Source organism: Streptomyces sp. NBC_00654, from assembly GCF_026341775.1.
Lineage (GTDB): Bacteria > Actinomycetota > Actinomycetes > Streptomycetales > Streptomycetaceae > Streptomyces.
The window spans coordinates 550855-575348 of the sequence record NZ_JAPEOB010000002.1 but is presented as its reverse complement, the minus strand read 5'-3'; the positions used below and the strand labels follow the sequence as shown (position 1 = coordinate 575348).

The window sequence follows — 24494 nt, the reverse complement described above, 5'->3', positions numbered from 1 at the left end:
CGGCACCGGCACCGGCACTGGTGCCGACGCCGTCCCGCGCCGGGCGAGCACAGCACCGTACTCACTGGTTCCGCCGGTCGGAGGGATCAGGAGTGCGGCCGGTGTGATGGAGGCGCACGTTGTGTTTTGGCCCGGGCGGCGCGGAACTCCTCGCTACGGTTGACGAGTTCGCCGATGAGACCGGTCAGCCCGGTGTCATGAGGAGCTCGTCCCGCCTCGGTGCGCAGCAGGGAGACGGTGGTGTTCAGGGCCTCGTCTCGAGGCCGTCGCCGAAAAGGCCACGGGGCTGCTGGCGCAGGCCGAGGGCTCGCGCGAGCTGGGCGGCTGCCTCGCCCACGACGACGCCGCCTGACCCCGCCTACGCGGGCACCGCCCCGTTCCGAGCGGCCTTGCGGTGGCGCGTGATCAGCCGGGATCCGGACTCACGCCGGGCGGCGCGGCGCAGCAGCGGAATCGCGAGAAGAAACCCGAGGACGGCCCAGGCGGTCAGCACGAGGGCGACTGTGGGGAGTTCCCACGAACCGACCGGCTCGGCGGCCCGCGCGGCGTCCGGCAGCAGTGCCGAGCGCAGCCCCTGCGCCATCCACTTCAGCGGGAAGACAGAGGCCACCGGCTGAACCGGCACAGGCATCGAAGGCGGTACGGCCGCGGTCCGTCAGCCGTACCTTCGTACGCCGCTTGCGGCCGCCGCCCTCCTTGTGGATCTCCAGGTATCCGGCCTCTCCCAGGGTGTGCAGCTGCTTGGAGAGCTCCGAGTCGCTGAGCGAGAGGCTGTCACGGATGAAAGCGAAGTCGGCCCATTCGGTGGCGGCGAGCAGCGCGACCACCGACAGCCGGGTGGAGGGATGGATCAGTTCGTCGAAGCCGGTGGGAGTGCTCATCGGCCCGCCCCTCGCCCGGCTGTTCCCTCGTCGGCTGTTTCCCCGCCGGCCCGACGAACAGCAGGAACGCGGCCGAGGTGACCGTGGCCGGGACCGGACCGGCGGCCATCGGCTCCAGCGACTCGACCAGCGGGCCGGACACCAGGGCCGTCCCGCCGGTCACCACTGCTCCCGCGACGAGCGTGGCGAGCATGCGCCAGTTGGAGCGGGAACGGTGCAGCCGCATCCGGATCCTGCGGCTGTGGATCACGGCCAGCACGCTCAGCAGCGCGACGTACGCGGCGGAGGCCGGCGCGACGCCCCACCGGGGGAGGTCCAGGCCCAGACCGGCCAGGAGGACCCACATGATCGCGGCCGTGACGTAGGCCGTGCCGGGGCCGCCGGACGACCATCGTTCGAGCTCGGTCACGAGCAGCAGCCGCCTGATGATTCCTCGTTCCGGGCGGTCACGATGGGCAGGGCGGTGCCGGCGGTGCCGGGCTGTGCGGGTTCGGGCGTCGGCGCGGTGCAGCAGCTTCCGGTGTCTGCCGTTCCGGCGGTGGGGTCGTCGAAGAGCCCGGCGCCACCGCAGACTCCGGTTTCGGGGAGGGTGAGTTCGACGCGGTCGGCGGAATCGGTATCGCCGGCGAGGGCGGCGGTGACGGAGCGGACCTGTTCGTAGCCGGTCATGGCGAGGAAGGTCGGGGCGCGGCCGTAGGACTTCATCCCGACGAGGTGGACGCCTGTCTCGGGGTGGGACAGTTCGCGGTGGCCGTGGGGGTAGACGGTGCCGCAGGAGTGCTGGTTGGGGTCGATCAGTGGTGCCAGTCCGGTGGGTGCCTGGAGGCGTTCGTCCAGGCCGAGGCGGAGTTCGGAGAGGAACGAGAGGTCGGGGCGGAACCCGGTGAGCACGATCACCTCGTCGACCGGGTCGAGGTGGCGTCCGTCCTCGCCGGTCAGGGCGAGGCGGCCGTCGTCGGTGCGTCGGATGCTCTCGGTGCGGAAGCCGGTGACCGCGTCGGCTTGGCCGTCGTCGACGGCGGCCTTCGCGGCGAGTCCCAGGGCGCCGCGGGCGGGCAGTTGGTCGGCCGCCCCGCCGCCGAAGGTGGAGCCGTTGATGCCGCGGCGCAGGATCCATACGGCGTGGGTGCCGGTTTCGTCCTTCGCGAGGCCGGCGAGAGCGGCCAGGGCGGTGAACGCGGAGGCGCCGGACCCGATCACGGCCGTGCGCCTGCCGGCGTAACGGGCGCGGACGGCCGGGTCCTTGAGGTCCGGGACGCGGTAGGTGACGCGGTCGGCGGCGGCCTTCTCCCCGAGGGCGGGCAGACCGCTCGCCCCGGCCGGGCCCGGGGTCGTCCAGGTGCCGGAGGCGTCGATGACGGCGCGGGCGAGGACGCGTTCCTCGCCGTCCGGGGTGGTGAGGTGCAGGACGAAGGGCTGGCTGTCGCGGTCGGCGTCGACGATGCGGTCGCGGCCGGTGCGGGAGACCCCGGTGACGGTCGTGCCGTAGCGGATGCGGTCGCCCAGGACGTCGGCCAGCGGCTGGAGGTACCGGGCGGCCCAGTCCCCTCCCGTCGGGTACGTGTCCGCGTCGGGCCTGGTCCAGCCGGTCGGTGCCAGAAGCTTCTCGGCGGCCGGGTCGGTGATCTCGCCCCAGGTGGAGAACAGCCGCACGTGCGACCAGCCGCGCACCGAGGTGGCGGCGGTGGGGCCGGCCTCCAGGACCAGTGGTTCGATGCCGCGCTCGGTCAGGTGGGCGGCGGCCGCCAGTCCGATGGGGCCGGCGCCGATGACGGCGACCGGAAGGTCTGCGGTGGTGGTCATGGCGGTGATGTCCTCCGGGATGAGCGACCTGCCCCGGCCGCTGTTTCGATTGCTGTCGATATTCGAAGCTTGCCACCCGGTATTGATAAGTGTCAACATAGACGCATGTCGAAGTCTGAGGTTGTGGAACTGCCGGTTCTGGACCCCGCCCCGGCGGTGCCGTGCTGTCCGCCGATCACCGCCGGGGAGCTGTCGCAGGACGACGCGGAGAAGATGGCCGCCATGTTCAAGGCGCTGTCCGACCCGGTACGGCTGCGCCTGTTCTCCAAGGTCGCCTCCCATCCGGGCGGCGAGGCATGTGTGTGCGACATCTCCGACGTCGGTGTCTCTCAGCCGACCGTTTCCCACCACCTGAAGAAGCTCCGCGAAGCCGGGCTCCTGACCTCCGAGCGGCGGGGGACCTGGGTCTACTACCAGGTCGCCCCGTCCGTGGTGGCGGCCATGTCCGCCATGCTCGACCTGCGTACCGCCCCCGCTCGCGGCCGCTGACCGCCGTACCGTCCGGCTCTTCCGTCGGCCGGTGGGGCCGGCGGGTGCCCGGAGGCCGCGGCGGTGTGTCAGCCGGCCCTGTCCGGTGTGATGAGTGCCGAGGGGGCGAACTTCTCGCGCCAGGCGAGCGCGACGTACACGAGCCCGATCAGGACCGGCACCTCGATGAGCGGGCCGACGACGCCGGACAGCGCCTGGCCCGAGGTGACGCCGAAGGTGGCGATGGCCACGGCGATGGCCAGTTCGAAGTTGTTGCCGGCCGCGGTGAACGCGAGCGTGCTCGTGCGGTCGTAGGCCAGTCCGAGGCTCTTGCCGAGAAGGAAGGAGCCGAAGAACATGATGGCGAAGTACACGAGCAGCGGCAGCGCGATCCGGATGACGTCCAGCGGCTGCGAGGTGATCGTCTTCCCCTGCAGGGCGAACAGGATCACGATCGTGAAGAGCAGGCCGTACAGCGCCCAGGGGCCGATCCTCGGCAGGAACGTCGCCTCGTAGGACCGGCGGCCCATCTTCTTCTCACCGATGCGGCGGGTGAGGAACCCGGCGAGCAGCGGGATGCCGAGGAAGACGATGACGTTCAGCGCGATGTGCCACACCGGGACGTCCAGGCCCTGGCCGTCGCCCAGGCCCAGCCACTGCGGCAGCAGGTCGAGGTAGAACCAGCCCAGCACGCCGAACGCGATGACCTGGAAGACGGAGTTGAGCGCGACGAGTACGGCTGCGGCTTCCCGGTCCCCGCAGGCGAGGTCGTTCCAGATGATGACCATGGCGATGCAGCGGGCGAGGCCGACGACGATCAGGCCGGTCCGGTACTCGGGAAGGTCGGGAAGGAAGATCCAGGCGAGGGCGAACATGACGGCCGGGCCGACGACCCAGTTGATGACCAGCGAGGACACCATCAGTTTGCGGTCGCCGGTGACGCTGTCGAGCCTGTCGTAGCGGACCTTGGCCAGTACCGGATACATCATGACGAGCAGGCCCAGCGCGATCGGCAGCGAGATCCCGCCGACCTCGATCTTCGCCAGCGCGTCGTTCATTCCCGGGACGAGGCGGCCCAGGGCGAGGCCGGCGGCCATGGCGAGCAGGATCCACACCGCGAGGTACCGGTCGAGGGTGGAGAGCTTCCGGACGATCGAGTCGCCTTCGCCGTCGCTCCCGGCCTGATCGGCGGAGGCCGTCGTGTTGCGCTCGGCGGTCATGGGCAGGCCCTCTTGTTCCGGCCCGCGGTACGGGCGGACTCGGCCAGCCCCGCGAACTGCTCCGAGAGGCCGGCGAGGACCTCGGGGCGCAGCTTGTAGTAGGTGAAGCGGCCGCACGGCTCGGTATCCACCACGCCGGCCTCGCGCAGGACCTTCAGATGGTTGGACAGATTGGTCTGCTTCGCGCCGGTCTCCTCGACCAGGTGCGTCGTACAGAGCGTCTCGCGCGCCAGCAGGGTCACGATCCGGAGGCGGAGCGGATCGCCCAGCACCCGGATCAGATCAGGATCGACTGAAGTCAGCATGCGCTGATATTCTCACATCATCGCCCACTGATAACAGTGGGGGCTGATTCATTTGGCGGCTTCCGTCGCCGCGAGACGGGAGAGTCCCCCATGTCCGAGCCTTCCGGCAGGCCGACGGTCCTGTTCGTCTGTGTCCACAACGCCGGCCGCTCCCAGATGGCCGCCGCCTGGCTGACCCACCTGGCCGGGGACCGCGTCGAGGTCCGCTCCGCCGGCTCCGCCCCCGGTGATGCCGTCAATCCCGCTGCCGTCGAGGTCATGGCCGAGGTGGGGATCGACATCTCGGCCGAGGTCCCGAAGGTCCTCACCGCCGACGCGGTCCGCGAGTCGGATGTGTGCATCACCATGGGCTGCGGCGACACCTGCCCCGTCTTCCCCGGCAAGCGCTACCTCGACTGGAAGCTGGAGGACCCGGCAGGCCGGGGTGTGGCGGCGGTCCGTCCCGTCCGCGACGAGATCAGAGCGCTGGTCGAGGACCTGATCGCCGATATCGCGCCGGAGGCCGCGGTGTGAGCGCGCTGCGCGATGCAGCCGACCGCGCATGCCGACGGGCACCGGCGACCGTGGCCGCCGCGTTCGGAGCCCTCGACTCCGGGCGGATGGGGTGAGTATTTTTGTACAATTTGGGCTACTCATCCCATATGGATGAACTTGATTACTCCGACAGGACCGACTTCGACGACGCCGAGCGGGGCTTCGTCGCCGCCCTCGAACCGGCCGTCATCCGGGCTGACGACGGCCGGGTGATCTGGGACGGGGGCGCGTACGCGTTCCTGGCCGGGGAATGCCCGGACACCGCGCACCCCAGCCTGTGGCGGCAGAGCCAACTGTGCGACAAACAGGGCCTGTTCGAGGTGACCGAGGGGATCTACCAGGTCCGGAACCTGGATCTGTCGAACATGACGCTGGTCGAGGGCGATACCGGTGTCATCGTCATCGACCCGCTGATCTCCGCCGAGACCGCAGCGGCGGCGCTCGCGCTGTACCGGGAGCACCGGGGTGACCGCCAGGTCACCGGGCTGATCTACACGCACTCGCACGGTGACCACTTCGGCGGTTCGCGCGGCGTCCTGCCGCACGGCCACGCCCCGGTGCCCGTGATCGCCCCGGCGGGGTTCCTGGAACACGCCGTCGCGGAGAACGTGTACGCGGGCGGTGCGATGACCCGCCGCGCGGTGTACATGTACGGCGCCGAACTGGACAAGGGGCCCGCGGGCCAGATCAGCGCGGGCCTGGGCATGACGACCTCCAAGGGCACCATCACCCTCATCCCGCCGACGCTCGACATCACCCGCACCGGCCAGGAGGAGACCGTCGACGGCGTACGGATCGTCTTCCAGATGACACCGGGCACCGAAGCACCGTCGGAAATGAACTTCTACTTCCCCGACCGGCGCGCGCTGTGCATGGCGGAGAACGCCACGCACAACATGCACAACATCCTGACCCTGCGCGGAGCACTGGTCCGGGACACCCGCATCTGGGCCCACTACCTCAACGAGACCATCGAGCTGTACGGCGACGGCGCCGACGTCGCGTTCGCCTCGCACCACTGGCCGACCTGGGGCAAGGACCGCATCGTCGAACACCTGGCGGGCCAGCGCGACATGTGGGCCTATATGCACGACCAGACCCTGCGCATGACCAACCAGGGGCTGACCGGCGCCGAGATCGCCGAGCGGATCGAACTGCCGCCCGCCATCGCGCGCCGGTGGGCGAACCGCGGGTACTACGGTTCGCTCAGCCACAACGTCAAGGCCATCTACCAGCGATACATGGGCTGGTTCGACGGCAACCCGGCCCACCTCTGGGAGCACCCGCCGACCGAGCAGGCCAAGCGTTTCGCCGCGGACTACGGAGGTGTCGCCGCACTCGTCGCCAAGGGCGAGGAATACGCACACGCGGGAGACCTGCGCTTCGCCGCCACGCTTCTCGGGCACGCGGTGTTCGCCGAACCCGGCGACGCGGCGGCCAAGGAGGCGCTGGCCTCGGTGTACGAAAAGCTCGGCCACGGCTCGGAGAACGGCACCTGGCGCAACTTCTACCTGATGGGCGCCCAGGAACTGCGCGGTGCGGTCGCGCACACCGCCCTGGAGACGACCAACCCCGAGATGGCGATGGCGCTGACCGTCGACATGCTCATCGACTCGCTGGCCATCCGCATCGACGGGCCGCGCGCGTGGGACAAGAGGCTCCGGATGGCCTGGAACGTCACCGACGAAGGCCGCACCTGGCACCTGCTGCTGTCCAACGGGGCACTGACCTTCCGCAGCACCGATGAGACATCCGGGACGCGGGGACCGGCGCCGGCCGCCGACCTGACGCTGACCCTGACGAAGCGGCAACTGCTCGGTGTCCTGGCCGGCGGAGGCTTCGACGACGTCGAAGTTCAGGGCGACCCACAGGTCTTCGCCACCCTCACAGAACTGCTCGACACCCCCGATCCCGACTTCGCCATCGTCACGCCCTGACCGCGACCACGCGAACGACGCGGCTGCCCCGGGCCACGGCCCGGGGCAGCCGCACACGCGTGGGGGAGCAGGTGGCCATGGGCGGTTTTCCGCCCCTTCCATGGCCTGCGCGGCGTTCTGGTCGAAATGGCACGCTCATGCTTAGCTATGGCGCGCGGGCCTGTCGCGGATCACGCCCCTCACCTTGGTATCCCATGCATAGCCCCGTGCTCACCGTGCGATTCCATCCAACCGAGGAAGAGGCCTTCATGCGCTTAGCCCGACGTCTCACCGTCATGACCGCGGCCATCGCCGCGCTCACGCTGTCCCTCCTCACTCCGGCTTCCGCCGCTCCCGCCCCCGGCTCCGCTCCCGCTCCCGCAGAGCGGGCAGCCGCGTCCGTCGGACCGGTGCAGCTCTACATCGGCGGCCTGGGAAGCGGCCCGTACAACGTCGCGGTGCAGTCAGCCGTCGGTACCGCGATGGACAGTGCGGTGGCCAAGGGGTTCGACCCCGCCCGGTGCAGCCTGGTCAAGGGCCCCACCGTCGTCAACCAGCTCCCGAACGGATACGTGCAGGTCGCGGTCGAGTACCTCTGCGCGGGGGAGCCCCACACCCCCGGACCGACGTTCGTCCTGAACCGCTATCACAAGAGCTCCGACACCCAGAGCAACAGCTGGTACCACCCCACCGGCTACCAGTTGCAGGGGCCGCTCGGTTCGTTGTACACCTACGCCGCCCCGGACACCGCGCCGCTGTATCTGTGCCAGGTCAGGGGCGACCACTTCACCAGTACGGACGTCGGCTGTGAGGGCCAGCAGTACGTGACCCGCCTCGGCTGGCTTTATACGGCCCAGCCGGCCGGCGTGGCCACCGTTCCGCTGCTCCGCTGCCTGCGGAACGAGAACCGCCAGATCTTCGACTCGATCCAGCTGAACTGCGAGGGCCAGATCCACGGCGGCGTGCTGGGATACACGCTGGCCTGAGGCCGGCCCGCTCGTGCGGACCCGCACTTCCCGGACATGCTCCGCCCGCCGGGGCGGGGCATGTCTGTGCGCACTCCCGCTTCCCCGTCCGGCGGCCTCCTCCATGTGCCCCGCTCATCCGGTGTGTTCGGGCCCGCCCCGCCGGCAGGCCCGAGCGGTCCCCGTCCGGCCGGTACTCTTCCGGGGTGAAGCAGCAGCCCAGGGCGGACGAGCGGCGGCCCGCGAACGACGGGCCGAAGGCCGCCGCCCGTAATCGCGCCGCTCTGGTCGCCGCCGCACGGGAGGTCTACGCGGAGTCCGGTCTGGACGCTCCGCTCTCCGCCGTCGCGCGTCGTGCCGGCGTCGGGCAGGGCGTTCTGTACCGGCACTTTCCCGACCGGGCCGCCGTGGCGACCGCGGTTCTGGAGGAGAACGTACGGCAGATCGAGCAGGCCGCGGCGGCCGAGGGAGCGACCCTGGCCGACGTCCTCGGCGTGATGACGTGGCACCTCACGGAATCGGCGGCTTTCATCGGGCTCATGCACGCCGATGGAGCCGGAAGCCGCTCCGGTATCCGCGCGCATGCCCTGGCCCTCTCCGAGAGGGTCGAGCGGGGTCTGCGGGGACACCTGCCGGACGGGTACCGGCTCGGTGGGGCGAACGACCTGATGCTCGCGGTCGCCATGGTCTCCGGAGCGGTCACCGGCCCCACCCGCGAGGAGCGCGAACAGCGGGCGCTGGCCGCCTGGCGGCTGCTCGGCATCGAGGTGGGACCGGTACGGCCTTTCGAGGGATGAGCGCGGGCCGGCGTCAGCCGCCGTTGGACTGCCGGATACCTTCCGCCGGAGCGTCGAAGGAGTACAGGAACCCTCCGGCGGGCCCGCTGACGGTCATGTAGGCCTTGGTCCCGCCGGGCGTGATCGCCACGTTCGTCACCGATTCGAGGCCTTCGGCGCGGGAGGGGATCTCCACCGTCGCGATGCGCTCACCGTGCTGGTCGTACACGGCCATCGCGGCCCGGCCGTGCAGTCCCAGGTAGAGGTTGGCGTCCGCGTCCACGGCGATCGAGTCGGTCTGGGCGATTCCGCCGTCGACACGGATGGCGGTGTGCCGGGAAGCCACGCCGCCCTTTCCGTCGAGGCGGAGGTAGGAGATCCGGTTCTGGGTCAGCTCGCTGATCCAGAGCCCTCGGTAGTCCACGTCGAAGGAGATTCCGTTCGTCGAGGCCAGATCCTCGGCCAGGACGCTGGCCTTCTCGCCGTCGCGGTCGATCCGCACCACACGCCCGTGCTCCTTGCCCTCGCTCAGGCCGCGGGAGTCGCTGACGTACAGGTTGCCCTCCTCGTCGAAGGCGATGTCGTCGGGGTTCATCTGTGCCCCCTCGACCTCGCCGGAGAAGAAGGTCCGCTGATCACCGCCGTCCGGGGCCAGGCTCACGACCTCGCCGTGGGCGTAGTCGGTCAGGTAGAGCCGTCCGTCGTAAGGGCTGAACTGCGCCGAGGTGTAAGCCCCCCGGTCGTCGGTGTGGACCGCCCGCGACGTCTTCTTCCCGACATCGACGCGTATCACCTTGGGCCGGCCCGAGGGCGCGGTGACGTCCACGACGAAGAGGCCGCCGTCCTCGCCGAAGGCCGGGCCCTCCAGCAGCGTCATCCCGGTCTCTTCGTGGACCTTTGTCAGCTGCATGACCTTGTGCGCGCGGATGATCCTGTCCGCGCCGACGGGGGCCGCCCGACCGCCCGGGTCACCTGTCTGCGTGCCGCACCCGGTGAGGATCAGGGTGCCGGTCATGGCGAGGACGGCCAGGGGCCGGATGGAGAGTCGTGGCATGGGGGATCACTCTTCCTGTCCGCTGTGTGCGGGTGCCTTCGGCCGGGGCCCGCGGCTGCCGCCCGGGGCGTGGACGGGCTCAGGGCGAGCGCCATATGCACCCGTGCGTCAACCGGACACCGTTGTCCGGTAGTTGCTACCGTAGCGGACGGCCGTTCGATCCGGGGCGGCCCGATCGACAGGATTGAGGTCCCCCCACATGACAACCTCTCAAGCGTCGGCCCCCGACGGACCCGCCGCGCTGAGGGAGCGGTACCGCCTCGAACGTGAACGGCGTGTACGGCCCGACGGTGCCCGCCAATACCGCGACACCGACGCCGAGTTCGGCTACTACGCCGCAGATCCGTACGCGGGGGAGCCGGTCGGGCGGGAGCCGCTGCACGACATCGTCGATGTCGCGGTGGTCGGTGGGGGATTCGGCGGCATTCTCGCCGGGGCGCGGATGCGGCAACAGGGCTTGGAGCGCGTCCGGATCGTGGAGAAGGGCGGCGACTTCGGGGGCACCTGGTACTGGAACCGGTACCCGGGCATCCACTGCGACATCGAATCGCACGTGTACCTGCCGATGCTCGACGAGACCGGGTACGTTCCGGAGTGGAAGTACTCTCCCGGTGAGGAGATACGCCGCCACGCGATGCGGGTCGCACGGAAGTTCACCCTCTACTCCGACGCACTGTTCTCCACCGCGGTCACCTCACTCGCCTGGGACGAGGCGTCCGGGACGTGGATCGTCTCCACCGACCGCGGCGACGCGTTCCGGGCCACGTACGTCGTCACGGCCACCGGCACCCTCTCCGAGCCGAAGCTCCCCGGGATACCCGGCATCGAGGACTTCAGGGGCCACACCTTCCACACGTCACGGTGGGACTACGCCTACACCGGCGGCACCCCGGACGGAGGCATGACCGGCCTCGCGCGGAAACGGGTGGGCATCGTCGGCACCGGGGCCACCGGCGTCCAGGTCATACCCATGCTGGCCGAGGACGCCCGGCACGTCTACGTCTTCCAGCGCACCCCCTCCACCGTGGACGTGCGTGCCAACCGCCGTACCACCGCCCGGGACGTCGGCGCCGACCACGACGGCTGGGCGCGAGAACGCCGTGAGAACTATCTGCGGATCGTCTCCGGTGAGACGGCCGGACAGGATCTCGTGGCGGACCGCTGGACCCTGTCGGCCCACCTCCTGGAGAAGCTCCTGCCGAGCTTCCGCCGGCAGGGCGACCGGAAGGTCTTCGAAGCCGCCTACGAGGCGGCCGACGCCGCCAAGATGAACGAACTCCGCACCCGCGTCGAACAGTCCGTCACCGACCCGGACACGGCGGAGAAGCTCAAACCCTGGTACCGGTACGCCTGCAAGCGCCCCACCTTCTCCGACACGTACTACCCGGCGTTCAACCGCGGCAACGTCACCCTGGTCGACACCGCGGACACCCATGGCATCGAGCGCATCACCGAACACGGCGTCGTGGTCGGCGACACCACGTATGAACTCGACTGCCTGATCTTCGCCACCGGGTTCTCCGTCGGGACCTCCGGCATCCACTCCGGCAAGCTCCCCGTCCACGGCCGCGGCGGCGCCCAGTTGCTGCACACCTGGGCGCGACAGGGCCCGCGCACTCTGCACGGCTTCACCAGCAACGGCTTCCCGAACCTGATCCAGATGGGGACGCTCCAGAACGCCAGCAGCGTCAACTTCACGCACATTCTGGACGAGCAGGCCGTCCATGCCGCAGCCCTCGTCGCGGCGGCCGAAGCCGAGGGCGCGCTCATCGAACCGTCCCGCGCGGCCGAGGACGCCTGGCTCGCCGTCCTGGCCGAGGACGCCCCCGACCACGAGTGGTTCCACGCCGAGTGCACCCCCGGCTATTACAACCGCGAGGGGCGCGGCCGGCCGAACGGCCCGATCGCCTACCCTCACGGCGCGTACGCCTTCCACGAACTCCTGAGCCGATGGCGCGAAGAGTCCATGGCCGACATCCTCCGGGCCGGGAACGGGAACTCGCCACGGCGGCCGGGAAGATGAGTACGAGGACTCACGCCCCAGCGGCCTCCCGCCGCCGACGATGAGGAACACCATCGTCGAAAACGGAGACCACACATGCTCAGTCGAATCGCCGGCATCCTGGCGCCGGGCGTCGGCCGTCTGTCGGTGACCACCGACTCCGGCACCGGCCTCACGCCGGGCAGCGTCATCGTCGCGAACCACACCTCGCTCGCCGACCCCGCCATCGTGCTCGCCGCCCTGTACCGCCTCGGCGTCGAGCCCGTCGTCATGGCGGCGGCCGGACTGTGGCGCGTTCCCCTGCTCGGCCGGGTCCTCGCCCGGGAGGGGCACATCCCCGTGTTCCGCCGGGACCGCCGGGCCGCGGCCGCGATCGACGCGGCGGCGGAGGCCCTCGCGCACGGCAGGCTGATCCTCATCTACGCCGAAGGCGGCCTGCCCCGCCGCACGGACGCGGCGGAGGCGGCCCCGGGCACCTTCCACAGCGGCCTGGCCCGGCTCACCGAACGCACCGGAGCCCCCGTCGTACCCGTGGGCCAGGCCGGCGCCCGCCGCGTCACCTCGGGAAGCGTGGCCAAGCAGCTCGCCGGACTGGCCACGGCACCGCTGCGCCGGCCCGACCTGCATGTCCACGTGGGGGCGCCGCTGGAACTCAGCGGCGACCGGGCCATGCGCACGGCGCGGGCCCGGAGCGCGGTGACCACGGCGTGGCGTACGGCGGCCGCCCGCCTCGGCGAGCCCGCCGCCCTCGCCGTGCAGGCCGCGCCCGCGGTTCACGCCGCGGGCCGGCCGGCGACGGGAGGGCGTCCTACCGGCCGTCCCGGCGGGCAACCGGACTGCCGGTGGCGGGCGTGACCCGTGCGGAGCCGTGCACCGTGCGGTGCTGGCTCGGTGTGGTTCCGTAGTGCTCCAGGAACACCTGCCTCATCGTCTCGGCCGAGCTGAACCCGCAGCGTCTCGCGATCGAGGCCAGGGAGAGCGGTGTGGAGACCAGGAGCTGCGCGGCCGCCTCGGCCCGTGCGGTCCGTACGAACCGGGCGGGACTCTGCCCGAGGTGGTCGAGGAACAGCCGGGCCAGATGGCGCCCGCTGACTCCCGTGTGCGTGGCGAGGGCCGTAGTGGTGAGATCGCCGTCGAGGTGCCCGGTGATGTGCTCCACCGCCTGCCGCACGGTCCGGTGCTCCGGGGCCGGTGCGTCGACGAACATGCTGATCTGAGCCTGATTTCCCGGACGCTGGAGATAGGTCACCATCATCCGCGCCAGCGTCCGGGCGAGGGCCGGGCCGTGGTCCTCCTCGACGAACGCGAGGGTGAGATCGAGCGCCCCGGTGACCCCCGCCGACGTGCAGACGTGCTCGTCGCGCAGGTACAGCGGCGCGGCGTCGACGTGGACGGCCGGGTGACGCTCCGCGAGGTCGTGCGCGTACGCCCAGTGGGTCGTGGCGCGCCGGCCGTCGAGCAGGCCCGTCGCCGCCAGGACACTCGCGCCCGTGCACACCGACGCGACCCGACGGCCGAGACCCGCCAGGCGGCGTACATGCTCGACCAGCCGGGCGTTCCGCGCCGCCGCGGCATGGCCCGGTCCGCCGACCACCAGCAGGGTGTCGACCGGGCCGCGGGTACGTTCCAGAGCCGCCTGCGAGCCCAGGACCAGCCCGGAGGAACAGCGCACCGGGCGGCCCTCCGGGGTGACCAGTCGGACCTCGTAGGGCGGGCTCGCGCCGAGGCGGTTCGCCCCGTCGAAGGCGCTGGTCACGCAGGCGACCTCCACGAGTTCCACGTCGTCGTAGGCCACGACCACCACATGGTGGCGGACAGCTTTCGTCATGCCGACGACCCTAAAGGCTGTCCCGCGAATGTGTCTGGAGGACAGGTATCCCAGAAATCCGGACAGGAAGCCCGGACTCGTCCGTTCTCGCCGTCGACGCCGGGCGAGGCTTGCCGGGCGGCAGCACGCCGTCCGGAGAATCCGCCGGGAATCCGCCACCCGATCGCCTGCGTCCAGGAGCCCTGTCATGACCGAGACCACGCCCACAGCCTCGCCCGCGCCGACCGAGGCCCCGACGAAGACCATCGCGTTCGTGCTGTACCCCGGGATCACTCCGCTGGACATCGTCGGCCCGCTACAGGTGTTCGCGGCGCTGGGCGATCTCGTTCCCGGCTACCGCACCGTCGTGGTCGGTGAGCGGATCGAGCCGATGGCGAGCGACACCCCGCTGTCCCTCGTGCCCAGTCACACCTTCGACGGGATACCGGATCCGCACGCGATGATCGTGCCCGGTGGCCTCGTTCCCACCCTCGCCGCGATGGCCGACGAGAATCTGCTCCGGAACCTGCGGGAGACCGCGGCGCGTTCCCAGGTCGTCGGCTCCGTGTGCACCGGCTCGCTGCTGCTCGCGGCGGCAGGGCTCCTGGAGGGCCGCCGGGCCACCACGCACTGGATGTACCGGGACCTCCTGGCGAGGTTCGGGGCGACCCCGGTCACCCGGCGCTGGGTCGAGGACGGCCATGTCATCACCGCCGCTGGAGTCTCGGCGGGCATCGACATGGCGCTGCACCTCGTCGGCCGCCTCGCCGGCGACGAGGTCGCGCGGATGGTCCAGTTGTTCATCGAGTACGACCCCGAGCCGCCCTTCGGCCCGATCGACTGGAAGGCCGCCGACAGCGGCCAGTACGCGCCCTTCGCCCGGGAACTGCTCCAGAAGGCCCTGGCCGGCCACCCGGCCCTGCTGGCACAGCTGAGCGATCAGTGAGTGGCCGGCCGCGCTTGCCCTGAAGGAAGGGGCACCTGCTCGCGCGTGCCCGCCGGCCGCAGGGGAACATGATCCGGGAGATGACGGGTTCCGGGGCGGGGACAGCCTCCGTTCGGTGTCCCCGGAGCCCTGCCGTTGCCGGAGCCGATCGACGTACGACTGGGGAGACCTGAGGATGTTCAGCGTGGAGTTGCGGCTGTCGGCGCGCGATCTGGTGCCCGCGGACCTGGCGTCGTGCGGGTGGTCGGGGTCCGAACACCATTTGGCAGGCGTCGCGAAGCAGCTGGCCCGCGTACGGCTCGGAGAGGTCGACTACCTCGCGGTCTGCCCCGTGACGGACATCCCCGTGGCGAAGGGTGGTGTCGACTACCTGGTCAAGCGGGGCGTCGGCACGCTGTGGCAGCTCGCGGTGCATCCCGCCCTGCAGTCGTGCGGGATCGGCACCTTCCTCGTCGGTGCCGCGGAGCAACGCATCAGGGCCCGGGGACTGAGGCACGCCGAGCTCGGCGTGGAGGAGAGCAATCCCCGGGCGCGGGTGCTGTACGAACGACTGGGCTATGCCGCATATGACCGTCAGCCGGATGCGTGGGACGAGCAGGCCCCGGACGGGTCGGTGCGGCGCTACGAAACCATGTGCACCCTGATGCGTAAGGACCTCTCCTGAAGGCAGGCCCCGGTGTGCCTTCGCGTGCGAGGACATGAGTGAGCGAGGACATGAGTGAGCGTTGACTCCTCCCCGCGGGCAATCGGCGGCGCGTCGGTGACCAAGAACTCGTTCCGTGGCCGAATTCCGTACTGCTCCGATGCCGGACGGTGAATTCGCCGCACGCGGCGGTTTGCGCTCTCTTGGGCAGTGGCAGAATCCACGGGGGCGGCCGGAACGTCGACGGCCTATGCATCCTGTTTGATCGGAGCACGCACGGCAGGCATGGGACTACGGCTGCTGATCGGGCACGCCGGTCCGGGGAGCCAGGAGGGGCGTTGCAGTGCTGAGTCGAGTCGAAATCATGGCGGTTGACAAGGGCGCCGCATTTTGGGATGACCGGTCGGCTCTCCTGGCCGGCCTCGGGGAGGAGCCGCCGCGGATTCCAGCTCATTTCGGGTACGACGCTCTCGGGTCGGACCTGTTCGAGTTGATCACCGAGCTGCCCGATTACTATCTCACTCGGGTCGAGTTCGGGCTGCTGAAGCGTCACGCCGACGAAATGGCCGACCTGATCGGATGCGGGTCGATCGCCGAACTGGGCAGCGGGAGCGCCAAGAAGACCCGCTTGTTGTTGGCGGCCTGTGCCGCTCGTCGCCCGACCTCCTACCTGCCGATCGACGTCAGCCGCGAGATGCTCGAGGCCAGCGGGCGAGATCTGGCCGCCACGCTTCCCTCCGTGAGAGTGCGGGGGCTGTGGGGCCGGTACGAGGCCGGGCTGGCCTGGCTGCGGGACAGTGAGCCCGAGCCGGTGGTGGTGTCATTCCTCGGGAGCAATCTCGGGAATATGACATCGGCAGAACTGGACGGACTGATGTCCGAGATCGTCGGTACGCTCCGGCCCGGCGACGGATTCCTGGTATCCGTCGATCTCCTGAAGTCGGCCCGGACACTCGAAGCCGCGTACAACGATCCGGAGGGCCGGTCGGCGTTCACGCGATTCCGGTTCAATCATCTGGATCACCTCAATCGGCGCTTCGACGGTAATTTCGACTCCCGGAATTTTCAGGTGCGGGCCCACTTCGACTCCGATGCCTCTGCCGTCGAGGCCCGGGTCTACGCGAGGGAAGACCATTCCGTCGCGCTCCGCGCATTGAATCTTGAGCTGAACCTGAGGCGCGGAGAATCGATCAACGTCGGGCTTTCCCGCAAGTTCCGGCGCGAGCAATTCGTAGCCGATGTCACCTCGCGCGGTCTCGATCTCCGCGCGGAGTGGATCGACGAGGAATGGCAGTACGGAATCTTCCTTTTCACCCGCTCGCACGATCTCCGTGAGCGCACGCATGAGATCTGACATGGGAAAGGGCAGTACTTTCGATGTGCGGATCGTGCCGTGTGGTTACTGAGACCTCCTGGTGTCTACCGGCCTCAGGCCGATACCTGGTTGCTGGCCCAGACGCTGCGTGATGCGGGAATCCCCTTCGGCGCACGGGTCCTGGACATGTGCACCGGCACCGGCGCCCTGGCCATCGCCGCCGCCGGCGTGGGTGCGGGGCACATCACGGCCGTGGACATCTCGCGCCGTGCCGCGCTCACGACGCGGTTCAACACCCGGGTGCGCCGGCTCCCCGTCCGGGTCGAACGCAGGGACGCGCTGACACTCCCCGCGCACCGGCAGTTCGACGTGATACTCGCCAACCCGCCGTACGTACCGTCCCCCCGGCAGGAGCTGCCCCGGAGCGGACCGGCCAGGGCCTGGGACGCCGCGCGGGACGGACGGGCACTGCTGGACCCCCTGTGCGCCAACGCTCCCGGGATGCTCGCCGACGGCGGCATGCTGCTGATCGTGCACTCCGATGTGTGCGGGGTGGAGACCACGGTGGACCTGCTGCGCGGGGGAGGCCTGAAGGCCGCGGTGGTGGCCCGGCGGACGGTGCCCTTCGGACCGGTCATGAAACGCCGCATCGCGCTGCTGGAGGACCGGGGGGTCATCAGGGCCGGACAACGCGAAGAGGAACTGGTGGTGATCCGTGGTGACAGACGCGATCCCACGCCGTAGTGCGGAATCGGAGCAGGGCGCGGGAGGGCGGTGACAGCGGGTTCTCGACACGGACGTCCAGGGGGGACACCAACGCTCGTTTGCGTGGCTCCGCTCCTGGACGGGTGCGGTGCGTGGGGCGTACGTCAACAGGTTCACGCAATGTGGATGAGCACCTGGCCGTGGACTCTCAGCCCGCACCGCCTTGCCCAGGCCCTGGCGGCTCGGCCCGCGGCCGGCCCCCCAGAACACACATACTCACAGTCTGCGGATCGATGCGGGGTGAGGGACGGTTCGGGCCGTGCAGAAGGATGGCTGGAGTCGGCCGGTCAGCGCCAGGAAGGCGACGAACGCGCCTGTGACGATCCAGCCGGGCCATCCGGCCATGCTCATGTGCAGGGGATCCAGTGCTGCCTTGGAATCGGCGAACTCCGTGACCATGGCGACACTCACCGAACTCACGAACGCATGGCCGATGACGGCGGGCACGACCGAGCCGGAGCGCAGACGCAGCCATGTGAAGACCGGCAGGACGAGGAGGCAACTCACCAGCATGGCGGGCACCGACACATACCAGGGCCGACCTGGGTACTGGCCGCCCATCAGCAGCGTGGGCAGGTGCCACAGGGCGAAGGCCGCGCCGGTGATCGCGTACGCCCGTATCAGGCTCCGGCGGTCACCGTCCCGTGCGAGGCGCGGAAAGAGGTAGCCCTGCCAGCCCAGTTCCTCGCCGAAGAACAGCGGAAGCGACACCAGCATGTTCAGCACCGCTGCGGCCGCCCACGAGCCGAGCCCGTTCCAGTGCACTCCACCGAACGGGTAGCGGCCGGCGAAGGTGCCGATGACAAGAGCAGCCGTGGTGAGGCCGGCGGGCACGACGAAAGCCATCAGGCACGCCCGCGCGGCACGCCCCCAGGGCTTCGTCCAGCGCAGGGCGAGCGAGTCCCGCACCCGGCCGCTGCGCTCGACCCAGCGGACGACGAGGATCGCGGCGAGGGCAGGCGCCAACATCGCGGCCGCGATGCACACCTGCTCCAGTGCGCCGGTCTCCTCGCGTGCGTCACCGCGCTGGTAACCGCCGGCCAGGAGTGGTGACATGGCCGCCCACATGCCGATGTAGGCGACACCGAGGAAGACGAACGGACCACGTCGCCGGTTGACGAGCGGTAAGGGCCTGGTTGAAAGCGTCATGACGTGAAACCTACGGATCGGCGCGGCAGCGGGGAATTCAGCTGGAGCGCATATCGACGGTGGAGCTGACTCCCCTTCCTGCGGGGAGACCTCTCCACCCATCGAAGACAGTCGGCGGTTGACTTCGATGTTCGTCAGGACCAGCGGAGCGCGCAGGAGGTGGGTGGCACGAGCGGGAGCTCCAACGGCCACCGGGGGCGCCCCGGTTACGCCGCACCGCACGCGATCGCCCGGCCGTCGACCGCCGGCCGCATCTCCGGCCGCATCTCCGGCCGTTCCCGGACGCTTCTCCCATCGCTGAGGGCCGGTTGTTCCCCGCACGGACCGTCAGCCGGTTGTCCGGGGGCCGGATGACAGAGCAGCCGTTGGTGCGTGAGGTGCCGGTGGTGTGCCGGGGGTGATCAGAGGCCTGTGGCAGGCGACCGTTCGGCGCGGGGCGATCTCGCGCAGGGCGGGTGTCTCGTCGGCGCAGCGGGCGTCGGCGAGCGGGCAGCGGGTGCGGAAGCGGCAGCCGGAGGGCGGGTCGAGCGGGGACGGCGGGTCGGTGGGAAGCAGGCCGGTGTCGCCGAGGGGGCGGCCGGGTTCGGGGACGGCGGCGAGCAGCGCGGCGGTGTACGGATGGGCCGGGGCTGCGAGGACCTCTTCGGTGGGGCCCTGCTCGCAGAGCCGGCCGAGCTGGAGTACGGCGACGTCGTCGCTGACCGCCCGTACGACGCCGAGGTCGTGGGAGATGAACAGGCTTGCCAGGCCGCGTTCCTCGGTGAGTCTGCGGAGCAGGTTGAGCACCGTGGCCTGGGCGGAGACGTCGAGGGCGGAGACGGCTTCGTCGGCGATGAGCACGCGGGGTTCGGCGGCCAGCGCCCTGGCGATGGCGACGCGCTGGGCCTGGCCGCCGGAGAGCTGGCCCGGCCGGCGGTCGCCGAACAGGGCGGGCGGCAGTCCCACCGCGTCGAGCTGTCGCTCGATAACGGCCGTGCGGTCGCGAGCGGCGTCGGGGTGGGCGTCGAGCGGTTCGGCGACCAGGTCGCTGACCTGACGCCGTGGGTTGAGCGAGGAGAGCGGGTCCTGGAAGACCATCTGTATCCGGGGACGCAGGGCGCGCAGCGCACGGGGAGTCAGGGTGGCGAGGTCGGTGCCGGCGAGGCTGACGGTGCCGGCGGTGGGCGGGGGCAGCCGGAGCAGGGCTTTGGCGATGCTGCTCTTGCCGGAGCCGGACTCGCCGACCAGGGCGAGGGTGCGGCGTTCGTGCAGCGTCAGGTCGACGTCGCTGACGGCGTGCAGCGGTCCGGAGCGGGTGCGGTGGACCACCGAGAGTCCGGTGGCGTGCAGGACGGCGGTCATGCGGCGTTCTCCGACCTGGTCAGGGGGAAGTGGCAGGTGGCCGTGTGGCCGGGGCCCGCCGGGTGGACGGGCGGGGCGGTCGTGGTGCAGACGGCCTCGGCGCGCTCGCAGCGCGGCGCGAACGGGCAGCCGGCCGCCGGTCGCGAGAGGTCCGGCGGTGTGCCGGGGATGGCCGGCAGGGTGCGCCGCAGCGGGCCGGTGACGCGGGGGACGGAGCGCAGCAGCGCGGCGGTGTAGGGATGGGCGGGGCGCTCGGTGACGGTCTCGGTGGGGCCGGTCTCGACGATCCGGCCGCCGTACATGACCGCGACCCTCCGTGCCCGGCCGTAGAGCAGGCCGATGTCGTGGGTGATGAGCAGGGTGGCCAGGCCGCGGGTCTCGCGGTGCCGGTCGAGCAGGTCCAGGACAGTGCGCTGGACGGTGACGTCGAGCGCGGTGGTGGGTTCGTCGGCGAGCAGGAGGGCCGGGGAGCCGGCCAGGGCCGCGGCGATGCCGACGCGTTGACGCAGACCGCCGGAGAGCTCGTGCGGGTAGGCGCGGGCGCGCCGGGCCGGGTCGGGGACGTCGACGGCGGCGAGGAGCCCGGTGGCCCGCTCATGGCGGGCGCGGCGGGAGAGGCGGCGCCGGTTGGTGATCGATTCGGTGACCTGGTCGGCGATCCGCACGACGGGGTTGAGCGAGGTCATCGGGTCCTGGTGGACCATGGCGACGCCGGTGCCGAGGAGCTCGGAACGCCGTACGGGGGAGGCGGCGAGCAGGTCCTCGCCGTGGAGGAGCACCTGCCCGGTGGTGCTGACGGTGGTGGTACGCGGGTGGACACCGAGGACCGTGCGGGCGAGGACCGACTTTCCGGAGCCGGACTCACCGACCACCCCGAGGCATTCGCCCGCGCCGATGGTGAGGCTGACGCCGTGCAGGATGTGCAGCGCCCGGCCGTCGGGGGTGTGCAGGGTGGTGTCGAGCGAGCGGACGTCCAGCACCGGGCTGGTGCGGGGGCCGGGACCCGTTGCGGTGCTCGGCGTGGGGGTCGGGGCGGTCATGCGCGTGCTCCCTTCCGGTCGGGCGAACGCAGCTGTTCGCCGAGGTAGTTGAGGGCCAGGACGGTCAGGCAGAGCACCGCGGCCGGGGCGAGCGAGATCCAGGGAGCGCTGCCGAGCATGGTGCGGCCCTCGGCGATGACTCCGCCCCAGGACGGCTCCGGCGGGCGCAGTCCGAAGCCGAGGAAGCTGAGGGATCCCTCGGCGACGATGGCGACCGTGGTCGCGGTGAAGGCGAAGGCCAGGGAGGCCGACGCGACGTGCGGAACGATCTCGCGTCGCAGCACGCGCAGCGGCGCGGTGCCGATCATCCGGGCGGCCTGGACGAAGCCGCGCTCGCTGAGCGAGAGCACCACGGCGCGCACCACCCTGGTGAAGTGCGGAACGGTGAACACGCCGATCAGCGTGCCGATCACGGGCAGGCTGGGGCCGCGCAGCGAGACCACGATCATCACGAGGATCAGCGTGGGCACGGACATCAGGACGTCGGTGGCGAACCCGATGGCCCTGTCGACCGGGCCGCGGAACCAGCCTGCGGCCAGCCCCAGCGCGCCACCGCCGAGCAGACCGACCGTGATGGTCAGCCCGGCGACCGCGAAGGAGGCGCGGGCGCCGGCGACGGTGCGCTGGAGGACATCGCGGCCCGAGGCGTCGGTGCCCAGCCAGTGACCGGGACCCGGTGGCGCGGAGGGGGCGGCGAAGTCGCCGTGCAGCGGGTCGAATCCGGGCAGCAGCGGCAGCACCAGTGCCGCGAGCGCGACGGCGCTCAGCCACGCGCCGGCGACGAGTACTCCTGCCGAGGGCCGCCGCCGGGCGAGGCGGGCGGGAGCGGTGGCGGTGGGCTTCGCCGGGGCGGTGTCAGCGGTGACCATGGGCGATCCTCGGGTCGAGCGTGCGGTACAGCAGGTCCACCGCGAGCGTGGCGGAGACGACGGCGGCGGCGCTGATCACGGTGACGGCCTGGATGACGGGGAAGTCGCGGGCGTTGATGGAGCCGGCGGCGAGGCTGCCGACGCCCGGAACCCCGAACAACGTCTCGACCAGCACGGATCCGCCGAGCGAGGTCCCGACGCCGATGCCGATCAGGGTGACCAGCGGCAGCGAGGACGGCCGCAGCGCGCGCCTCAGCATCAGCCGTGCCGTGCCCATGCCGCGGCTGCGGGCGGCGGAGATGTACGTCTGGTCGAGGGTGTCGAGCAGTTGCCCGCGCAGTGTGCGGGTGAAGACGGCGGCTTCGGTGAGGCCCAGGGTGAGCGCGGGCAGCACCAGGTGCCGCAGATTGCCCAGCGGGTCCTCGCTGAACGGCGTCCAGCCCGTCGCGGGCAGGATCCGCAGCTGGACGGCGGCGATCCAGATCAGCAGCAGGCCGAGGACGAAGCCGGGTACGGCGAGCCAGACGAAGGCGCCGGCGGTGGCGATCCGGTCCACCGGCCCGTCCGGCCGCCAGGCCGAGAACAGCGCCACCGGTACGGCGATGCAGAGCGCCACCAGCTGCGCGGCGACGAAGAGTTCGAGCGTGACCGGGATCCGGTCCGCGAGCTCGCCGGTGACGGGGGTACCGGTGCTCAGGGACTGCCCGAGGTCGCCGTGCAGGGCGTCGCCGAGCCAGCGCCAGGTGGCCGACAGCACATTCTCGTCCAGCCCCAGCCGCGCCTCGTACGCGGTGATCTGTTCCGGGGTGGCGGTGGGCCCGAGCGCGGCGAGCGCCGGGGAGCCGGGCATCAGGTGCGGCAGGGTGAGCGCGGCGAGCGTGACCAGCAGCAGTACGGCGACGGCCCGGCCCAGTGGCGCTGCCGCGCCGAGGATCCGAGGGGTCACTTCTTCACCCACAGGCCGGCCGGGGACAGGCTGATGACGGTGCGCCGGGACAGGTCGGGCAGGCCGCCGACCTCGGCCGTGGCGAGGAAGCCGGTCCGGTTCTCGGTGAGGAAGAGCATCGGGGCATCCCCGACGATCGTCCTGGCCGCCTTGTTGTAGGCGGTGCCGCGCTTGGCGGCGTCCGGCTCGGCCCGCCCGGCCACGATCGCCTTGTTCACCTCCGGGCTGCTGTAACCCATGAAGTTGTAGGGCGAGTTGGCGGTGTAGAGGCTGTTCAGCGCGGTGTCGGTGTCACCGAACATGCTCGTGACGAAGTCCAGCACCTGGAACTTTCGCTGGAACATCGCGGTGTTCAGGCTCGCGGCGTCCATCGGCTTGATGGTCATCCTCACCCCGGCCTCGGCGAACATCTGCTGCAGTACGGTGGCGCGCTGCTGGCCCTCGGGCCGGTTGTCGACCAGGTACTCGAAGGAGAGATCCGGGTGGCCGGCCTCCGCGAGCAGGGCACGGGCCTTCGCCGGATCATGGGCGGGATAGGCGTCAGCGGCGTTCGCGGCGCGGTAGGGGGAGTGGGAGCCGATCGGGCCGTCGGAGGGCTTTCCCCGGCCGAGGAAGACGACCTTCTCCACCGCCTCGCGGTCGACGGCGTACTGGAGCGCCCGGCGCACGCGCGGGTCGTCGAAGGGCGCGGCCTTCGTGTTGAACAGGACGGTGGATGTGGAGCCGGGCCCGGTGGCGGCGCGCAGGCCGGCGCCGCCGGCCTGCTTGAGCTGGGCCGGGGTCTCGGTCCAGATCAGGTCCGCGTCGCCGGAGCGAAGGGACTGGTAGCGGCTGTCGGAGTCGGGCAGCACCTTGTAGACGATCTTGTCGGCGTGGCCCTTGTCGCCCCAGTAGGCGGGGTTGCGGGTCACGGTGACCGAGACGCCGGGCTGGACGCTCTCCACGGTGTACGGACCGGATCCGACCGCCGGTGCCGCTCCGGCGGGGGCCTGGGAGACATAGCCGAGAGAGCGGGTGAAGAGGCTGGGGAAGCTGGCGTTGGGGGCCTTGAGGGTGAAGTCGACGGTGGTGGGGCCGTTCGCCTCGATGGCGCCGATGGTGGCGGCGTCGGCGGCGCAGGTGCAGGTGCTCTCCGGCTTCGCGAGGCGCTTCACATGGTCGACGACGGCCTGGGCGTCCAGCGGCTTGCCATCGCTGAACTTCACCCCCTCGCGCAGCTTCAGGGTCCAGCCGGTGGCGTTCGCGTCAGGGGTGAACGCCTCGGCCAGATAGGGCTCCACGACGCCGTCGTCGCCGTTGATCATCAGCGGGTCGTACAGCGCGTTGGCCAGGATCATCATCGGCATCGAGGTCAGCGTGCCGTCGGCCGGGTCGAGCTTGGTGAAGGGGCGGTCCAGGCCCACCCTGAGCGTGCCGCCGTCGACCGCGGGCCCGTCGGCGGGGGCGGCCCCGGTGGAGCCGTCGCCCGACACCGCGCTGTCGGAAGCCGTGCAGGCACCGGCGGTCAGGGCGAGGGTGAGCGCGCAGGCGGAGGCCGCGAGCAGATGCGTGTGCCGCTTCATGATTCCTCGGGTTTCTCGGAACAAGGGGTGGGAACGACAGCGCGGGGCTGCCGCCACCCACACCATTTCGGAACTGGCAGTACTGCCAAAAGGCAGTTGTGCAAACAGCCCGTGACCAGCTGCCGAAGAGTTGGCGCGCGCCTTGAGCGGGCCTTGCCGGGCATGGTTCGGTACTGCTCGTGGCGGC

Annotated in this window: 24 protein-coding genes and 1 pseudogene; 11 read left to right on the top strand and 14 right to left on the bottom strand. The window is 70.9% G+C overall.

The window, feature by feature from the left end:
* Positions 1-94: 94 nt before the first annotated feature.
* From OHA98_RS22755 to OHA98_RS22740, 4 genes and pseudogenes are all read right to left on the bottom strand, one after another.
* Positions 95-257: pseudogene (locus OHA98_RS22755) on the bottom strand (transcriptional regulator); the annotation flags it as partial.
* Positions 258-422: 165 nt separating this feature from the next.
* Positions 423-881, bottom strand: a complete 459-nt coding sequence (locus OHA98_RS22750) for a transcriptional regulator (RefSeq protein WP_266928584.1) — start codon at positions 879-881, stop codon at positions 423-425.
* On the bottom strand, positions 775-1290 hold the full coding sequence (locus OHA98_RS22745) for a hypothetical protein (protein WP_266928583.1): 516 nt from the start codon (positions 1288-1290) through the stop codon (positions 775-777). The genes OHA98_RS22750 and OHA98_RS22745 overlap by 107 nt, the downstream gene beginning before the upstream one ends.
* On the bottom strand, positions 1287-2684 hold the full coding sequence (locus tag OHA98_RS22740; RefSeq protein ID WP_266928582.1) for an FAD-dependent oxidoreductase: 1398 nt from the start codon (positions 2682-2684) through the stop codon (positions 1287-1289). The genes OHA98_RS22745 and OHA98_RS22740 overlap by 4 nt, the downstream gene beginning before the upstream one ends.
* A gap of 105 nt (positions 2685-2789) precedes the next feature.
* Between OHA98_RS22740 and OHA98_RS22735 the strand changes: the two genes are divergently transcribed.
* A complete protein-coding gene (locus OHA98_RS22735) occupies positions 2790-3173 on the top strand; it encodes a helix-turn-helix transcriptional regulator (protein ID WP_266928581.1) in 384 nt (127 codons plus the stop codon).
* 68 nt (positions 3174-3241) lie between these two features.
* Here OHA98_RS22735 and arsB read toward each other — a convergent pair whose 3' ends face one another.
* Both arsB and OHA98_RS22725 read right to left on the bottom strand, forming a co-directional pair.
* Positions 3242-4372 carry an ACR3 family arsenite efflux transporter gene (gene arsB / locus OHA98_RS22730; protein ID WP_266928580.1) on the bottom strand — a complete coding sequence of 377 codons (1131 nt, stop codon included), beginning with the start codon at positions 4370-4372 and terminating at the stop codon, positions 3242-3244.
* Positions 4369-4677: a helix-turn-helix transcriptional regulator gene (locus OHA98_RS22725; protein ID WP_266928579.1), complete on the bottom strand. Its 309-nt coding sequence runs from the start codon at positions 4675-4677 to the stop codon at positions 4369-4371. The genes arsB and OHA98_RS22725 overlap by 4 nt, the downstream gene beginning before the upstream one ends.
* Positions 4678-4767: 90 nt before the next feature.
* Here OHA98_RS22725 and OHA98_RS22720 point away from each other — a divergent pair, with 90 nt between their 5' ends.
* The 4 genes from OHA98_RS22720 (at position 4768) to OHA98_RS22705 (ending at position 8889) form a co-directional block, all read left to right on the top strand.
* Complete coding sequence (locus OHA98_RS22720) at positions 4768-5190, top strand: arsenate reductase ArsC (protein WP_266928578.1); 423 nt, start codon at positions 4768-4770, stop codon at positions 5188-5190.
* Between the two features lie 128 nt (positions 5191-5318).
* Positions 5319-7148: an alkyl/aryl-sulfatase gene (locus OHA98_RS22715; protein WP_266928577.1), complete on the top strand. Its 1830-nt coding sequence runs from the start codon at positions 5319-5321 to the stop codon at positions 7146-7148.
* A gap of 248 nt (positions 7149-7396) precedes the next feature.
* The gene (locus OHA98_RS22710; RefSeq protein ID WP_266928576.1) at positions 7397-8113 is read left to right on the top strand and encodes a hypothetical protein; all 717 of its coding nucleotides are present in this window, start codon (positions 7397-7399) and stop codon (positions 8111-8113) included.
* A gap of 185 nt (positions 8114-8298) precedes the next feature.
* Positions 8299-8889, top strand: a complete 591-nt coding sequence (locus OHA98_RS22705) for a TetR/AcrR family transcriptional regulator (RefSeq protein ID WP_266928575.1) — start codon at positions 8299-8301, stop codon at positions 8887-8889.
* Between the two features lie 13 nt (positions 8890-8902).
* Here the strand turns inward: OHA98_RS22705 and OHA98_RS22700 are convergent, their stop codons facing one another.
* The gene (locus OHA98_RS22700; protein WP_266928574.1) at positions 8903-9922 is read right to left on the bottom strand and encodes an SMP-30/gluconolactonase/LRE family protein; all 1020 of its coding nucleotides are present in this window, start codon (positions 9920-9922) and stop codon (positions 8903-8905) included.
* A gap of 199 nt (positions 9923-10121) precedes the next feature.
* On the opposite strand from OHA98_RS22700, the gene OHA98_RS22695 reads away from it, so the two are divergent.
* Together OHA98_RS22695 and OHA98_RS22690 are read left to right on the top strand one after the other, a co-directional pair.
* Positions 10122-11945, top strand: a complete 1824-nt coding sequence (locus OHA98_RS22695; protein ID WP_266928573.1) for an NAD(P)/FAD-dependent oxidoreductase — start codon at positions 10122-10124, stop codon at positions 11943-11945.
* A gap of 75 nt (positions 11946-12020) precedes the next feature.
* Complete coding sequence (locus OHA98_RS22690) at positions 12021-12779, top strand: lysophospholipid acyltransferase family protein (protein ID WP_266928572.1); 759 nt, start codon at positions 12021-12023, stop codon at positions 12777-12779.
* Here the strand turns inward: OHA98_RS22690 and OHA98_RS22685 are convergent.
* On the bottom strand, positions 12733-13752 hold the full coding sequence (locus tag OHA98_RS22685) for a GlxA family transcriptional regulator (RefSeq protein ID WP_266928571.1): 1020 nt from the start codon (positions 13750-13752) through the stop codon (positions 12733-12735). The two genes, OHA98_RS22690 and OHA98_RS22685, sit on opposite strands and share 47 nt — an antisense overlap.
* Before the next feature lie 187 nt (positions 13753-13939).
* Here OHA98_RS22685 and OHA98_RS22680 point away from each other — a divergent pair, with 187 nt between their 5' ends.
* The 4 genes from OHA98_RS22680 to OHA98_RS22665 all read left to right on the top strand — a co-directional run bounded on the left by OHA98_RS22680 (position 13940) and on the right by OHA98_RS22665 (position 17379).
* Positions 13940-14677: a DJ-1/PfpI family protein gene (locus OHA98_RS22680; protein WP_266928570.1), complete on the top strand. Its 738-nt coding sequence runs from the start codon at positions 13940-13942 to the stop codon at positions 14675-14677.
* Positions 14678-14852: 175 nt separating this feature from the next.
* On the top strand, positions 14853-15341 hold the full coding sequence (locus OHA98_RS22675) for an N-acetyltransferase (RefSeq protein ID WP_266928569.1): 489 nt from the start codon (positions 14853-14855) through the stop codon (positions 15339-15341).
* 343 nt (positions 15342-15684) lie between these two features.
* Complete coding sequence (locus tag OHA98_RS22670) at positions 15685-16674, top strand: L-histidine N(alpha)-methyltransferase (protein WP_266928568.1); 990 nt, start codon at positions 15685-15687, stop codon at positions 16672-16674.
* A 39-nt stretch (positions 16675-16713) separates the two neighbouring features.
* A complete protein-coding gene (locus OHA98_RS22665) occupies positions 16714-17379 on the top strand; it encodes a HemK2/MTQ2 family protein methyltransferase (RefSeq protein ID WP_266928567.1) in 666 nt (221 codons plus the stop codon).
* A gap of 237 nt (positions 17380-17616) precedes the next feature.
* Here OHA98_RS22665 and OHA98_RS22660 read toward each other — a convergent pair whose 3' ends face one another.
* The 6 genes from OHA98_RS22660 to OHA98_RS22635 form a co-directional block, all read right to left on the bottom strand.
* Positions 17617-18549, bottom strand: coding sequence for a CPBP family intramembrane glutamic endopeptidase (locus OHA98_RS22660; protein WP_266928566.1), 933 nt, complete (start codon positions 18547-18549; stop codon positions 17617-17619).
* Positions 18550-18876: 327 nt separating this feature from the next.
* A complete protein-coding gene (locus tag OHA98_RS22655; protein ID WP_266928565.1) occupies positions 18877-19890 on the bottom strand; it encodes an ABC transporter ATP-binding protein in 1014 nt (337 codons plus the stop codon).
* Positions 19887-20930 (bottom strand): ABC transporter ATP-binding protein, encoded by a 1044-nt coding sequence (locus OHA98_RS22650; protein WP_266928564.1) that lies wholly within the window; start codon positions 20928-20930, stop codon positions 19887-19889. Before OHA98_RS22650 ends, OHA98_RS22655 begins: the two co-directional genes overlap by 4 nt.
* Positions 20927-21799 carry an ABC transporter permease gene (locus OHA98_RS22645; RefSeq protein WP_266928563.1) on the bottom strand — a complete coding sequence of 291 codons (873 nt, stop codon included), beginning with the start codon at positions 21797-21799 and terminating at the stop codon, positions 20927-20929. Before OHA98_RS22645 ends, OHA98_RS22650 begins: the two co-directional genes overlap by 4 nt.
* Positions 21786-22745, bottom strand: coding sequence for an ABC transporter permease (locus OHA98_RS22640; protein ID WP_266928562.1), 960 nt, complete (start codon positions 22743-22745; stop codon positions 21786-21788). Before OHA98_RS22640 ends, OHA98_RS22645 begins: the two co-directional genes overlap by 14 nt.
* Complete coding sequence (locus tag OHA98_RS22635; protein ID WP_266928561.1) at positions 22742-24307, bottom strand: ABC transporter substrate-binding protein; 1566 nt, start codon at positions 24305-24307, stop codon at positions 22742-22744. Before OHA98_RS22635 ends, OHA98_RS22640 begins: the two co-directional genes overlap by 4 nt.
* Positions 24308-24494: the final 187 nt, after the last annotated feature.

Excerpts from the sequence above, each read along its gene's own strand:
- OHA98_RS22750 (WP_266928584.1), bottom strand. The coding sequence starts at position 881 with ATGAGCACTCCCACCGGCTTCGACGAACTGATCCATCCCTCCACCCGG.
- OHA98_RS22740 (WP_266928582.1), bottom strand. The coding sequence starts at position 2,684 with ATGACCACCACCGCAGACCTTCCGGTCGCCGTCATCGGCGCCGGCCCC.
- OHA98_RS22735 (WP_266928581.1), top strand. The coding sequence starts at position 2,790 with ATGTCGAAGTCTGAGGTTGTGGAACTGCCGGTTCTGGACCCCGCCCCG.
- arsB (WP_266928580.1), bottom strand. The coding sequence starts at position 4,372 with ATGACCGCCGAGCGCAACACGACGGCCTCCGCCGATCAGGCCGGGAGC.
- OHA98_RS22725 (WP_266928579.1), bottom strand. The coding sequence starts at position 4,677 with ATGCTGACTTCAGTCGATCCTGATCTGATCCGGGTGCTGGGCGATCCG.
- OHA98_RS22720 (WP_266928578.1), top strand. The coding sequence starts at position 4,768 with ATGTCCGAGCCTTCCGGCAGGCCGACGGTCCTGTTCGTCTGTGTCCAC.
- OHA98_RS22715 (WP_266928577.1), top strand. The coding sequence starts at position 5,319 with ATGGATGAACTTGATTACTCCGACAGGACCGACTTCGACGACGCCGAG.
- OHA98_RS22710 (WP_266928576.1), top strand. The coding sequence starts at position 7,397 with ATGCGCTTAGCCCGACGTCTCACCGTCATGACCGCGGCCATCGCCGCG.
- OHA98_RS22700 (WP_266928574.1), bottom strand. The coding sequence starts at position 9,922 with ATGCCACGACTCTCCATCCGGCCCCTGGCCGTCCTCGCCATGACCGGC.
- OHA98_RS22695 (WP_266928573.1), top strand. The coding sequence starts at position 10,122 with ATGACAACCTCTCAAGCGTCGGCCCCCGACGGACCCGCCGCGCTGAGG.
- OHA98_RS22690 (WP_266928572.1), top strand. The coding sequence starts at position 12,021 with ATGCTCAGTCGAATCGCCGGCATCCTGGCGCCGGGCGTCGGCCGTCTG.
- OHA98_RS22685 (WP_266928571.1), bottom strand. The coding sequence starts at position 13,752 with ATGACGAAAGCTGTCCGCCACCATGTGGTGGTCGTGGCCTACGACGAC.
- OHA98_RS22680 (WP_266928570.1), top strand. The coding sequence starts at position 13,940 with ATGACCGAGACCACGCCCACAGCCTCGCCCGCGCCGACCGAGGCCCCG.
- OHA98_RS22675 (WP_266928569.1), top strand. The coding sequence starts at position 14,853 with ATGTTCAGCGTGGAGTTGCGGCTGTCGGCGCGCGATCTGGTGCCCGCG.
- OHA98_RS22670 (WP_266928568.1), top strand. The coding sequence starts at position 15,685 with ATGGCGGTTGACAAGGGCGCCGCATTTTGGGATGACCGGTCGGCTCTC.
- OHA98_RS22660 (WP_266928566.1), bottom strand. The coding sequence starts at position 18,549 with ATGACGCTTTCAACCAGGCCCTTACCGCTCGTCAACCGGCGACGTGGT.
- OHA98_RS22655 (WP_266928565.1), bottom strand. The coding sequence starts at position 19,890 with ATGACCGCCGTCCTGCACGCCACCGGACTCTCGGTGGTCCACCGCACC.
- OHA98_RS22650 (WP_266928564.1), bottom strand. The coding sequence starts at position 20,930 with ATGACCGCCCCGACCCCCACGCCGAGCACCGCAACGGGTCCCGGCCCC.
- OHA98_RS22645 (WP_266928563.1), bottom strand. The coding sequence starts at position 21,799 with ATGGTCACCGCTGACACCGCCCCGGCGAAGCCCACCGCCACCGCTCCC.
- OHA98_RS22635 (WP_266928561.1), bottom strand. The coding sequence starts at position 24,307 with ATGAAGCGGCACACGCATCTGCTCGCGGCCTCCGCCTGCGCGCTCACC.